Origin of the sequence: Cellulomonas dongxiuzhuiae, assembly GCF_018623035.1 — a bacterium.
Lineage (GTDB): Bacteria > Actinomycetota > Actinomycetes > Actinomycetales > Cellulomonadaceae > Cellulomonas > Cellulomonas dongxiuzhuiae.
Map to the genome: position 1 here is coordinate 1,954,740 of NZ_CP076023.1, position 12,472 is coordinate 1,967,211.

Annotated in this window: 11 protein-coding genes and 4 tRNA genes; 11 read left to right on the forward strand and 4 right to left on the reverse strand. The window is 73.6% G+C overall.

Annotated elements, in window-relative coordinates:
- Window positions 1–99: 99 nt before the first annotated feature.
- From KKR89_RS08775 to KKR89_RS08785, 3 genes are all read right to left on the reverse strand, one after another.
- A tRNA-Val gene (locus KKR89_RS08775) sits at window positions 100–171 on the reverse strand.
- Window positions 172–187: 16 nt separating this feature from the next.
- Window positions 188–258: transfer RNA gene (locus tag KKR89_RS08780), tRNA-Cys, on the reverse strand.
- A gap of 49 nt (window positions 259–307) precedes the next feature.
- Window positions 308–379 (reverse strand) — tRNA-Gly (locus KKR89_RS08785).
- A 184-nt stretch (window positions 380–563) separates the two neighbouring features.
- Here KKR89_RS08785 and KKR89_RS08790 point away from each other — a divergent pair.
- On the forward strand, window positions 564–1,427 hold the full coding sequence (locus KKR89_RS08790) for an aminotransferase class IV (protein ID WP_208195014.1): 864 nt from the start codon (window positions 564–566) through the stop codon (window positions 1,425–1,427).
- A gap of 90 nt (window positions 1,428–1,517) precedes the next feature.
- On the opposite strand, the gene KKR89_RS08795 is transcribed toward KKR89_RS08790, so the two are convergent.
- Window positions 1,518–1,946 carry an SsgA family sporulation/cell division regulator gene (locus KKR89_RS08795; protein WP_208195015.1) on the reverse strand — a complete coding sequence of 143 codons (429 nt, stop codon included), beginning with the start codon at window positions 1,944–1,946 and terminating at the stop codon, window positions 1,518–1,520.
- Between the two features lie 355 nt (window positions 1,947–2,301).
- Here KKR89_RS08795 and KKR89_RS08800 point away from each other — a divergent pair.
- From KKR89_RS08800 to KKR89_RS08845, 10 genes are all read left to right on the forward strand, one after another.
- Window positions 2,302–2,373 (forward strand) — tRNA-Val (locus KKR89_RS08800).
- Between the two features lie 79 nt (window positions 2,374–2,452).
- Window positions 2,453–4,519, forward strand: a complete 2,067-nt coding sequence (locus tag KKR89_RS08805; protein ID WP_208195016.1) for an NAD(+) synthase — start codon at window positions 2,453–2,455, stop codon at window positions 4,517–4,519.
- 122 nt (window positions 4,520–4,641) lie between these two features.
- Window positions 4,642–6,657: a threonine--tRNA ligase gene (gene thrS / locus KKR89_RS08810; protein ID WP_208195017.1), complete on the forward strand. Its 2,016-nt coding sequence runs from the start codon at window positions 4,642–4,644 to the stop codon at window positions 6,655–6,657.
- A 3-nt stretch (window positions 6,658–6,660) separates the two neighbouring features.
- Window positions 6,661–7,233, forward strand: coding sequence for an HIT family protein (locus KKR89_RS08815; protein ID WP_208195018.1), 573 nt, complete (start codon window positions 6,661–6,663; stop codon window positions 7,231–7,233).
- Between the two features lie 7 nt (window positions 7,234–7,240).
- Window positions 7,241–7,852 (forward strand): phosphatidylinositol phosphate synthase, encoded by a 612-nt coding sequence (pgsA, locus tag KKR89_RS08820; RefSeq protein WP_208195019.1) that lies wholly within the window; start codon window positions 7,241–7,243, stop codon window positions 7,850–7,852.
- Window positions 7,849–8,916 (forward strand): phosphatidylinositol mannoside acyltransferase, encoded by a 1,068-nt coding sequence (locus KKR89_RS08825; RefSeq protein WP_208195020.1) that lies wholly within the window; start codon window positions 7,849–7,851, stop codon window positions 8,914–8,916. The genes pgsA and KKR89_RS08825 overlap by 4 nt, the downstream gene beginning before the upstream one ends.
- 14 nt (window positions 8,917–8,930) lie before the next feature.
- On the forward strand, window positions 8,931–10,118 hold the full coding sequence (locus tag KKR89_RS08830; protein WP_208195699.1) for a glycosyltransferase family 4 protein: 1,188 nt from the start codon (window positions 8,931–8,933) through the stop codon (window positions 10,116–10,118).
- Window positions 10,115–10,792 carry a hypothetical protein gene (locus tag KKR89_RS08835; protein ID WP_208195021.1) on the forward strand — a complete coding sequence of 226 codons (678 nt, stop codon included), beginning with the start codon at window positions 10,115–10,117 and terminating at the stop codon, window positions 10,790–10,792. The genes KKR89_RS08830 and KKR89_RS08835 overlap by 4 nt, the downstream gene beginning before the upstream one ends.
- A gap of 160 nt (window positions 10,793–10,952) precedes the next feature.
- Window positions 10,953–11,867 (forward strand): pyridoxal 5'-phosphate synthase lyase subunit PdxS, encoded by a 915-nt coding sequence (pdxS, locus tag KKR89_RS08840; RefSeq protein WP_208195022.1) that lies wholly within the window; start codon window positions 10,953–10,955, stop codon window positions 11,865–11,867.
- The gene (locus tag KKR89_RS08845; protein ID WP_208195023.1) at window positions 11,864–12,466 is read left to right on the forward strand and encodes an NUDIX hydrolase; all 603 of its coding nucleotides are present in this window, start codon (window positions 11,864–11,866) and stop codon (window positions 12,464–12,466) included. Before pdxS ends, KKR89_RS08845 begins: the two co-directional genes overlap by 4 nt.
- The last annotated feature ends 6 nt before the right edge of the window (window positions 12,467–12,472 follow it).

Below are 12,472 nucleotides of genomic sequence, written 5' to 3' on the forward strand. Positions count from 1 at the left end.
GGAACCGTTCCGCGCGGCGGCCGAGCGGCAGCGTCCGGCTGCGCCGGCGGATGCCTGGGTACGACGAAGGCCCCAGGTCGATGACCTGGGGCCTTGCTGTGGGCGATACTGGGATCGAACCAGTGACCTCTTCCGTGTCAGGGAAGCGCGCTACCGCTGCGCCAATCGCCCATGGGAGTGCAATACGAGGTGGAGACGGGATTCGAACCCGTGTATACGGCTTTGCAGGCCGCTGCCTCGCCTCTCGGCCACTCCACCGCTGAGACCGCAGTCCACAACGGCTGGGAGCCGAAGGGGAGAGCCTCCGAGCGGACGACGGGATTCGAACCCGCGACCCTCACCTTGGCAAGGTGATGCTCTACCACTGAGCCACGTCCGCGCGTCAGTTCCGCCGTTTCACCGGCGTTCCTGGTGCGTCGAAGACTCTAGACGACAAACTCGGCGAGAGTCCAACCGGCCCCCGTCCGCGTGTCGCCCGACGCGTCCGCCGACCTGCGCCAGGAGGCGCGGAGAGGGTCCGCGACGGGCGGCGCCGCAGGTCCGGGCGGTGCGAGGATGAGGTCGTGGACCTTGCGATCTGGGCCGGCGGACGGCTGCACGCGCCCGACGAGCCGGTGCTCACCGCCGTCGACCACGGGCTCACCGTGGGTGACGGGGTGTTCGAGACCTGCGCCGTGCACCGCGGTGCCGCCTTCGCGCTCACGCGCCACCTCGCTCGCCTCGAGGCGTCGGCCCACGGGCTCGGCCTGCCGCCCCTGCCGATGGACGAGGTGCGCGAGGGCGTCCGCGCGGTGCTCCGGGCCGCGGGCGAGCACGCGGGACGCCTCCGCATCACCGTCACGGGCGGACCGGGCCCCCTGGGCTCGCACCGCTACCCGGACGACGAGGTGCGCCCCACGGTGGTCGTCGTGGCAGGTCCTGCCACGGTGTCCGACGTCGCGCGTGCCGTGCGCGTCCCGTGGGTGCGCAACGAGCGCTCGCCGCTCGCGGGGCTCAAGACCACGTCGTACGGCGAGAACGTCGTCGCGCTCGCACGGGCGCGTGAGCGCGGTGCCGACGAGGCACTGCTGGCCGACACCCGCGGACGCCTGAGCGAGGGGACCGGGTCCAACGTCTTCGTCGAGCTCGGCGGCGAGCTGCTCACGCCGTCCCTCGAGACCGGGGCGCTCGCGGGCGTCACACGTGCCCTGCTGCTGCTGTGGGGCGCCGAGGCGGGTCTCCCGGTGCGCGAGGCGCGGCCGGACGAGCTGGCGTGGGAGGTGCTCGACGACGTCGTCGCGGGCCGCGCCCACCTCGCGCTGACGGGATCGGTCCGCAACGTCACGCCCGTCGTGCGCCTCGACGACCACGACGTCGCGGCCGGTCCGCTGTCCCGGGAGGCCCGGCGGCTGTTCCTCGCGCGGCTGGACGACGACGTCGACCCCTGATCGCGTCGTCCGTCGGGGTGCGCCCCGACGCACGACGGCCGGCCCCGCGTCGCGGGACCGGCCGGCAGCCGTGGTGGTGACGCCCGAGGATCAGGCGGTGAGGAGAGCCGCGATGAGCGCGGTGATCTCGCCCTCCATCTTGTCCGACTCGCTGCCGATGGGCACGAGCGCCTCGGTCGCGGCGATGAACCGCAGGAGAGGCTCCGTCGGCGCCGCGAGCAGCGCGCTGCCCTCCACGCCGGAGAGCGACACGAGGGTGTAGTCGGGGTCGTCGTCGCGCCACACCTGCACGTCGCCCGTGCCGGCCGGTGCGTCGGCGACCGCGTGCACGCCCTGGGCCAGCAGCTCGCGGCCGAGGAGCCAGGTCGACATCGTGTGGGCGCCGGTGAAGACGGCGCGCACCGTGTACGGGTCGGTGGTGCGGAAGCACATCTCTGCCGACACCGGGATGACGGTCGCGTCGGACCCGATGAGCTGCATGGCAACGACCTCGATGACGTCGTACGACGTATCCGCCATCGGGTCCTCCTGTCGCATGGTGGGGCCCCGATCGGGCCGTGAGGTCACATCATGGCAGGACGGATGTCCCATTGGACCGATGCTCGGGCACAGTTCACCCGCCCGGACCCTTTCAGGTGGTATGGAAAACGTTGCACATCGCTCTCCCGGGCGCCGAAGGCGACATTTCACCCCGTTTGCCGCGGCTTGGCGGCTGCGGTTGCGCTGCCGGGCCGCTCGTCGCGACGTGAGGTCCGCCGGTTCGGAGATCGGCCCGGCGTCCGCTAGCATCGTCTCCCGTGCCGCCTACGGGTGGTCCGCACGACTCCTGCCCACGGGCCGGTGCAGGCGGGCACACGTGGCCGGCGCAGGCAGCGGGCGATTGGCTCAGTGGTAGAGCGCCTCGTTCACACCGAGGAGGTCACTGGTTCGAACCCAGTATCGCCCACCCGCACGAACGCCCCCGGCTGAGCCGGGGGCGTTCGTCGTTCCAGGTGAGCGCGTCGTCGGCGTGCCAGACTCGCAGCGTGGACTTCCTCTCGGCCTACTCCCACGGGTTCGCACGGGTCGCCGCGTGCACCGTGCCCGTCACCGTCGCGGACCCGGCGCGCAACGCGGCTGCCGTGATCGACGCCGCCCGCGCGTGCCACGACGACGGCGTCGCGGTCGCCGTGCTCCCGGAGCTGTGCCTGTCCGGCTACGCGATCGACGACCTCTTCCTGCAGGACACGCTGCTCGACGCCGTGCGGGCGGCCCTCGACGAGGTCGTCGCCGCGTCGAGGGACCTCCGTCCCGTGCTGGTCGTCGGGGCGCCTCTCGCGCACGGCAACCGGGTGCTCAACGTCGCGGTCGTCATCCACCGCGGACGCGTGCTGGGCGTCGCACCCAAGTCCTACGTGCCGACCTACCGCGAGTTCTACGAGCGCCGCTGGTTCGGGCCCGGTGACGACGTGCGCGGCACGGTCACGGTCGCGGGCCAGGAGGCCCCGATCGGGCCCGACCTGCTGTTCGCCGCGACCGACGTCCCCGGCCTCGTCGTGCACGTCGAGGTCTGCGAGGACATGTGGGTGCCCGTCCCGCCGAGCGCGACCGCCGCGCTCGCCGGCGCGACGGTGCTCGTCAACCTGTCGTCCAGCCCCATCACGGTCGGACGCGCCGAGGACCGCCGGCTGCTCGTGCGCTCGGCGTCCGCGCGGTGCCAGGCGGCCTACGTCTACGCGGCCGCCGGTGCGGGGGAGTCGACGACGGACCTGTCGTGGGACGGCCAGACGCTGCTGTACGAGCTGGGGGAGCTGCTCGCGGAGGGTGAGCGGTTCGTCGACGGCACCGTCGTGACGGTCGCGGACGTCGACCTGGACCGGGTGCGCCAGGAGCGGCTGCGCATGGGCACCTTCGACGACAACCGCCGCACCCTCGGCATGGCACCCGCCGGCGCCTCGCACCGCACGGTCCGGTTCACGGTCGATCCGCCGACCGGCGACATCGGGCTGCGGCGCGCGGTCGACCGCTTCCCCTTCGTCCCCGACGACCCGCAGCGCCTCGCGCTCGACTGCTACGAGGCCTACAACATCCAGGTCAGCGGGCTCGAGCAGCGGCTGCGCGCGGTCGGCGACGCCAAGGTGGTCATCGGGGTGTCCGGTGGCCTGGACTCGACGCATGCGCTGATCGTCGCGGCGAACGCCATGGACCGTCTCGGCCGGCCGCGCAGCGACATCCTGGCCTTCACGATGCCGGGCTTCGCGACGTCCGACGTGACGCGCAGCAGCGCGCTCGCCCTGATGGAGTCCCTGGGCACGACGGCCGAGACGCTCGACATCCGGCCCGCGGCCCGGCAGATGCTCGCCGACCTCGGTCACCCCGCCGGTGCCGGCGAGGAGGTCTACGACGTCACCTTCGAGAACGTGCAGGCCGGCCTGCGGACCGACTACCTGTTCCGCGCGGCGAACCAGCGCGGCGGGATCGTGCTCGGCACGGGCGACCTGTCGGAGCTCGCGCTCGGGTGGTGCACGTACGGCGTGGGCGACCAGATGTCGCACTACGCGGTCAACGCGGGCGTGCCCAAGACCCTCATCCAGCACCTCATCCGGTGGGTCGTGTCCGAGGGCCACTTCGACGAGGCCACCAACGAGGTCCTGCTGCGGGTCGTCGAGCAGGAGATCTCCCCGGAGCTGGTGCCGGCGCGCGAGGGCGAGCCGGTCCAGTCGACCGAGTCGACGATCGGCCCGTACGCGCTGCACGACTTCGCGCTCTTCCAGGTGCTGCGCCACGGCACGCGGCCGAGCAAGATCGCCTTCCTCGCGTGGCACGCGTGGCACGACGCGCAGGCGGGTGCGTGGCCGCCGGCGTGGCCGGACCACCGTCGTCCCGCGTACGACCTGCCTGCCGTCCGCCGCTGGCTCGAGGTGTTCCTGCGGCGGTTCTTCGCGAGCCAGTTCAAGCGGTCGGCGCTGCCCAACGGGCCGAAGGTCAGCGCGGGCGGCACGATGTCGCCCCGCGGGGACTGGCGCATGCCGTCGGACGCGTCGGTGGCGGCGTGGCTGGCCGAGCTCGAGGCGCACGTCCCGCACGACCTGCCGACCCACGGGTCCGCCTGACCCGCGCCGGTTATCGGGTCCTGGCGCGGGCCGCGCGGTCGGTAGCATCGACCACGTCCGTGTCGGCGACCGCCGACCCGCCGCGAGACGCGGCGCGGGCAGACCCGAGGAGCTGGCGCAGCGTGCCCGAGCAGATCACCCTGACCGTCGACGGCGTCGAGACCCCGGTCGCGCAGGGCACGACGGCCACGGAGCTGTTCGCCGAGCGCCGCGACGTCGTCGTCGTGCGTGTCGACGGCGAGCTGAAGGACCTCGCGCTGCCGCTGCCCGACGGTGCGGTCGTCGAGGCCGTGACCATCGGGTCGCCGGACGGCCTGGCGGTGCTGCGGCACTCGGCCGCCCACGTCCTGGCGCAGGCCGTGCAGGAGGTCAACCCGAAGGCCCGGCTCGGCATCGGCCCGCCCATCACCGACGGCTTCTACTACGACTTCGACGTCGAGACCCCCTTCACCCCCGAGGACCTCAAGGCCGTCGAGAAGGTCATGGGCCGGATCGTCAAGGAGGGCCAGGCCTTCCGGCGGTGGGACGTCACCGAGGCGGAGGCCCGCGAGGTGCTGGCCGACGAGCCGTACAAGCTCGAGCTCATCGGCCTCAAGGGCTCGGCGTCGGACGCGGCCGAGGGCGCGTCGGTCGAGGTGGGCCTCGGCGGGCTGTCGATCTACCAGAACGTGCGTGGGGCCGGGCGCGAGTCCGAGACCGTCGTGTGGCAGGACCTGTGCCGCGGACCGCACCTGCCCAGCACCCGGCTCATCGGCAACGGGTTCCAGATCACCCGGTCCGCCGCCGCCTACTGGCGCGGCTCGGAGAAGAACCCCCAGCTGCAGCGCGTCTACGGGACCGCGTGGCCGAGCAAGGACGAGCTCAAGGCGTACCTCGAGCGCGTCGCCGAGGCGGAGCGGCGCGACCACCGCCGCCTGGGCAGCGAGCTCGACCTCTTCTCCTTCCCGGAGGAGATCGGCTCGGGCCTGTCGGTGTTCCACCCCAAGGGCGGGATCATCCGCATGGAGATGGAGGAGTACTCGCGCCGCCGCCACGTGCAGGCGGGGTACTCGTTCGTCAACACGCCGCACATCACCAAGGAGCAGCTGTTCCAGGTGTCGGGCCACCTCGACTGGTACGCCGACGGCATGTACCCGCCGATGCAGCTGGACGAGGAGCGCGACGCCGACGGGCACGTGAAGCGGGCGGGGCAGAACTACTACCTCAAGCCCATGAACTGCCCCATGCACAACCTGATCTTCCGCTCGCGCGGGCGCTCGTACCGCGAGCTGCCGCTGCGGCTCTTCGAGTTCGGCACCGTGTACCGGTACGAGAAGTCGGGCGTCGTGCACGGCATGACCCGCGGGCGCGGCTTCACCCAGGACGACGCGCACATCTACTGCACGCGGGAGCAGATGCAGGGCGAGCTCACCAGCCTGCTCACGTTCGTCCTCGACCTGCTCAAGGACTACGGGCTCGACGACTTCTACCTGGAGCTGTCGACGCGCAACCCCGAGAAGTCGGTCGGCTCCGACGAGGTCTGGGAGGAGGCGACCGAGACGCTGCGTGCCGTCGCGGAGGCGTCGGGGCTCGACCTCGTGCCCGACCCGGGCGGCGCGGCGTTCTACGGCCCCAAGATCTCCGTGCAGGCCAAGGACGCCATCGGCCGCACCTGGCAGATGTCGACGATCCAGCTCGACTTCAACCTGCCCGAGCGGTTCGAGCTCGAGTACACGGCGCCCGACGGCAGCCGGCAGCGGCCCGTCATGATCCACCGCGCCCTCTTCGGGTCCATCGAGCGCTTCTTCGCCGTGCTCACCGAGCACTACGCCGGCGCGTTCCCGGCCTGGCTCGCGCCCGTCCAGGTGCTCGCCGTGCCCGTCGCCGAGCCGTTCGAGCCGTACCTGGACGAGGTGGTCGCGCGGCTGCGGGCCCAGGGGATCCGCGCCGAGGTCGACCGGTCCGACGACCGCTTCGGCAAGAAGATCCGCAACGCCTCCACGCAGAAGATCCCGTTCGTGCTCATCGCGGGCGGCGAGGACGCCGAGGCCGGTGCCGTGTCGTTCCGCTACCGCGACGGCCGCCAGGACAACGGCGTGCCCGTGGACGAGGCGGTCGAGCGGATCGTCTCCGCCGTGCGCGACCGCGTCCAGGTCTGAGCCGTGGCCTCGTCCGACGACGTCGAGGTCGAGTCCGCCGGTGCCTTCGCGGGTGAGCCGGACGGGCTCGACCGGCTGTGGACGCCGCACCGCATGGCGTACATCGGCGGGCAGGACAAGCCCGCCGACGACGCACCCGGTGACGGCTGCCCGTTCTGCCGCATCCCCACGCTGCCGGACGAGCAGGGGCTGGTCGTGCACCGCGGCGAGGTCGCGTACGTCGTGATGAATCTCTACCCGTACAACTCCGGGCACCTGCTCGTCTGCCCCTACCGGCACGTCGCGGACTACACCGAGCTCACCGAGGCCGAGGTGCAGGAGGTCGCCGCGCTCACGCGGACCGCGATGCGCGTCGTGCGGCAGGTCATGACGCCCGACGGCTTCAACCTCGGCATGAACCAGGGCCAGGTCGCCGGTGCGGGCATCCAGGCGCACCTGCACCAGCACGTCGTCCCGCGCTGGGGCGGCGACGCGAACTTCCTGCCGATCGTCGCGCGCACGCGTGCGCTGCCGGCGCTGCTGGGCGACACCCGGGCGGCCCTCGCGGACGCCTGGCCCGTCACGACGAAGGGATGACCGACCCGTGCTGAGCCGACTGCGCGGCGTGATGACGCGGCTGTGGACGCCGCTCGCCGACGCGCTCCTGCGAGCCGGGGTGAGTCCGGACGCCGTGACCATCGCGGGGACCTTCGCCGTGGTCGTCACCGCGCTGTGGGCGTTCCCGACGGGCCACCTGCTCCTCGGCGGGTTGCTCATCGCCGTCTTCACGCTCACCGACTCGATCGACGGCGTGATGGCACGGCGGTCGGGCCGCAGCGGGCCGTGGGGCGCCTTCCTCGACTCGACCCTCGACCGGTTCGGCGACGGCGCGATCTTCGCGGGGCTCGTGCTCTGGTACATCGGTGCGGGCGACTCGCGCCCCGACGCCGTGCTCGCGCTGGCGTGCCTCGTGCTGGGCTCGATCGTGCCCTACGCACGCGCTCGCGCGGAGGGTCTCGGCATGACGGCGGCGGTCGGCATCGCCGAACGGGCCGACCGGCTGTTCGCCGTGCTCGCCGCGACGGTCCTCGTCGGGGCCGGGGCGCCCGACGTCGTCATGACGGTCGTGCTCGCGCTGCTGACGGTGGCCTCGGCGGTGACGGTCGTGCAGCGCATGGCGACCGTCCGGCGCCAGGTCCGGCAGGCGGCGCCGTGAGCGTCGACGTCGCCCGTGCCTACCACCTCGCGTGGCGCGTCGGCCATCGGCTGCCGGGGGGTCTCGTGCGCGCCGCCATGACGCTGGGTGCGGACGTGGCCTGGTGGCGGCGGGGCTCCGGCGTGCGGCGCCTCGAGGCCAACCTGGCCCGTGTGCGGCCCGAGCTCGACTCCGGCGCGCTGCGTCGCCTCTCGCGGGCCGGCATGCGCTCCTACATGCGCTACTTCGGCGAGGCGTTCACGCTGCGCGGGCTGACCCCCGAGCACCTCGCCGCCCGTGTCCGCGTCGAGGGCATGGAGAACCTGCGCCCCGACCTCGACGCGGGCCGGCAGGTCGTCATCGCGCTCGGGCACATGGGCAACTGGGACCTCGCCGGTGCCTGGGCCGCCGCGCACGTGGCGCCCGTCACCACCGTGGCGGAGCGGCTCGAGCCCGAGGAGCTGTTCCAGGAGTTCAGGGCCTTCCGCGAGAGCATCGGCCTGCGGATCGTCCCGCTGACGGGCGAGGGCGACGTGTTCCGCCGGCTCGTGCGCGTCGCGCGCACCGGCCCGGGCCTGCTGCCCCTGCTCGCCGACCGCGACCTGACGGCCAGGGGGCTCGAGGTCGACCTGTTCGGGCACCGGGCGCGGGTCGCCGCCGGTCCCGCGGCTCTCGCGGTCACGACGGGTGCCACCCTCGTGCCCGCGTCCATCACCTACGAGCGGCTGCGCCGCGCGCGGCGACGAGCGGCCGGGGGGCCGTGGGGGATCGTGGTCCGCTTCCACGCCCCGGTGCAGGCCGATCCGGACGCGCCGCGTGCGGAGCGCGTCCACGCGCTCACGCAGGCGTGGGTGGACGTGGTGGCCGAGCAGATCCACGCGCACCCGCAGGACTGGCACATGCTGCAGCGCGTGTTCGTGGCCGACCTCGACCCTGCCCGGGACGCGGCGCGGCGGTCCCCGGGTGCACCGCCGGACGACGGTGCCTGGACCGACGACGGTGCCCGGACCGACGACGGCGCCGGGACCGACGGCGGCGCCGGGACCGACGGCGGCGACCCCCTCGACGTCGGGAGCGTGTCGTGATCGCGGGGCGTCCCCTGCGGGTGGGGCTCGTGTGCCCCTACTCCTTCGACGTGCCCGGCGGCGTGCAGTTCCACGTCCGCGACCTCGCGGAGGCGCTCATCGCCCGCGGTCATGAGGTCTCCGTGCTGGCGCCCGCCTCGGACGACACCCCCGTGCCGCCCTACCTCGTCGCTGCGGGCCGCGCCGTCCCGGTGCACTACAACGGGTCGGTCGCGCGCATGACGTTCGGACCCGTCACGGCCGGCCGGGTGCGCCGCTGGCTGGCCGCGGGGCAGTTCGACGTGCTGCACCTGCACGAGCCGGTCACCCCGAGCCTGGGCATGCTCGCGCTGTGGATCGCGGACGGCCCGGTCGTGGCGACGTTCCACACGTCCCTGGTCCGGTCGCGACCGCTGCAGATGGCGTACCCGCTCGTGCGGCAGTCGCTCGAGAAGATCTCGCTGCGCATCGCGGTGTCGGAGGACGCGCGCCGCACGCTGGTCGAGCACCTGGGCGGCGACGCGGTCGTCATCCCCAACGGCGTGTGGGTCGACACGTTCGCCGCGGCGGGCACCGACCCGCGCTGGACCGGTACGCCGCAGGCGCCGACCGTCGCGTTCCTCGGCCGGCTCGACGAGCCCCGCAAGGGCCTGGCGGTCCTGCTGCGCGCCGTCGCGACCGTGCTCGAGGCGTACCCCGGTGCACGGTTCCTCGTGGCCGGCAGCGGCGAGACCGGCGAGGACCAGGCGCGCGACGTGCTGGGTGACCGCGCGTCGGCCGTGGAGTTCCTCGGCGGTGTCAGCGAGGAGGACAAGGCGCGCCTGCTGGCCTCGGCGGACGTGTACTGCGCGCCGCAGACCGGTGGTGAGAGCTTCGGCATCGTCCTCGTCGAGGCGATGAGCGCCGGCACGACGGTCGTCGCGAGTGACCTGGGCGCCTTCGCACGCGTGCTCGACGACGGCGAGGCGGGCGTGCTGTTCCGCACGGGTGACCCCGCCGACCTCGCGGCGACGCTCGTGCGCGTGCTGGGCGACCCGGCGCTGCGGACCCGCGTGAGCGAGCACGCGTCGCGTGTCGTGCGGCGCTACGACTGGTCGGCGGTCACCGACCAGGTGCTCGCGGTGTACGAGATGGCCGTCGACGGCGCGAACGCGCCCGTCGGCGAGGACCCGTCGTCCCTGCGCGGTGCCCGGTTGATCGAGCTGCGGCGGGGTCGCTCGTGACCGGCGGGTCGGACGTCACGGTCGTCCTGGTGGTCGTCGCCGTCGTGCTGCTGCTCGCCTGGCTGGTCTGGGTGCGGGCGAGCCGCCTCGACCGGCTGCACCGCAAGGTCGGCGCGTCGCGCGCGGTCGTCGACGCCCAGCTCGTGCGCCGCGCGTCCGTCGCGGCCGAGCTCGCGACGAGCGGTCTGCTCGACCCGGCGAGCTCGCTGGTCATCGGTGAGGCCGCGTGGGGGTCGCTGACGGACGGCGGTGCGGGCGACGTGCCGCCCGGCCTGCTGCCCGCCGACCTGCGGGACCTGCTGCGGGGCGGGGCCGCGGCCACTGGCGCCGTGGACCGGGCCCAGGTCGAGAGCGACCTCACGGCGGCGCTGCGGGAGGTCCTCGACGACGCCGACGAGGTGGCGGCGCTGGCGGACGACCCGGAGGGCGGTCGGCTGCTCGAGGCGCTCGCCGCGGCGTGGTACCGCGTGCAGCTGGCGCGGCGGTTCCACAACGAGGCGGTGGCGCAGACCCAGCGCGTGCGTCGCGGCGCGCTCGTCCGGCTGCTGCGACTCGCGGGCCACGCACCGGAGCCGCGGACGCTCGAGCTCGACGACGCCTGGCCCCAGGGCCTGCCGCGCCCCGGGGAGGGGCCGCGCACCACCCGGCCGGGCGGCGCGGCGTCGGGCGCCTGACGTCCGGTGTCCGGGTGGCGGGCGCGGCACCCGGCCGCGTGCAGCGACGACCTAGGATGGACGGCGCACCGACCACGGCCCTCCGCACCTCCGGTCCTGCCCGCATCCGGGGACCACGCGGGCGCCGGGCGTCCCGAACCACGGATCGAAGAGGTCTGACGTGACCGAGAACCCCCAGCCCGTCGCCCCCGCCGGTGAGGTCGGAACCGCGCGCGTCAAGCGCGGCATGGCCGAGATGCTCAAGGGCGGCGTCATCATGGACGTCGTCACGCCCGAGCAGGCGAAGATCGCCGAGGACGCCGGCGCGGTCGCCGTCATGGCGCTCGAGCGGGTGCCCGCCGACATCCGTGCGCAGGGCGGCGTCGCGCGCATGAGCGACCCCGACCTCATCGACGGCATCATCTCGACGGTCTCGATCCCCGTCATGGCGAAGGCACGCATCGGCCACTTCGTCGAGGCGCAGGTGCTGCAGTCCCTGGGCGTCGACTACGTCGACGAGTCCGAGGTGCTGACGCCCGCCGACTACGCGCACCACATCGACAAGTGGGCGTTCAACGTCCCGTTCGTCTGCGGTGCGACCAACCTGGGCGAGGCGCTGCGCCGCATCACCGAGGGCGCCGCGATGATCCGCTCGAAGGGCGAGGCGGGCACGGGCGACGTGTCCAACGCGACGACCCACATGCGGACCCTGCGCGACCAGATCCGTCGCCTGACGTCGCTGCCCGAGGACGAGCTCTACCTCGCCGCGAAGGAGCTGCAGGCGCCGTACGAGCTCGTCAAGGAGGTCGCCGCGGCCGGCAAGCTGCCCGTGGTGCTCTTCACCGCCGGCGGCATCGCCACACCGGCCGACGCCGCGATGATGATGCAGCTCGGTGCCGAGGGCGTGTTCGTCGGCTCGGGCATCTTCAAGGCCGGGAACCCCGCCGAGCGGGCCGCCGCGATCGTCAAGGCGACGACGTTCTACGACGACCCGGACGTCATCGCCAAGGTCTCGCGCGGCCTGGGCGAGGCCATGGTGGGCATCAACGTCGACGACGTCCCGGTGCCCCACCGCCTCGCCGACCGGGGCTGGTGACCACGCCCGACCCGCAGGCCCCCGGGGCCGTCCCCGTCGTGCCACCGGGCGCCGAGGGGGACGGCCCCGCCGTCGTCCTCGACGGTGGCTGGGTGCCGGGTCCGGACGGCGTCCTGTCGCGCAGCGCCGCGCGCGTGCTCCTGCTCGACGAGTCGGACCGGGTGCTGCTCGTGCGCGGGCACGACGCGGACGCCCCGGACCGCTCGTGGTGGTTCACGGTCGGCGGTGGCATCGACCCCGGCGAGGACGCGCGGTCCGCGGCGGTGCGCGAGGTGCACGAGGAGACCGGGATCCGGCTGGCGGCCGACGATTTGGTGGGCCCGGTGTACACGCGCTCGGCGCTGTTCGACTTCGCGGCCCGCACCTGCCGTCAGCACGAGGACCTGTTCGTCGCCCGGGTGCGCAGCACGGACGTCGCGCTCAGCCGGGACGGCTGGACGGACGTCGAGCGGGACGTCATCGACGAGCTCCGGTGGTGGGAGCTGGACGCGCTCGCGCGCGTCGAGATCGAGGTCTTCCCCGCGGGCCTGGCCCAGCTCGTCCGCGACGTGCTCGTGTGGGACGGGACGACCCGGCACCTCGGCCTCGTGCGGGAGTGAGGCGTA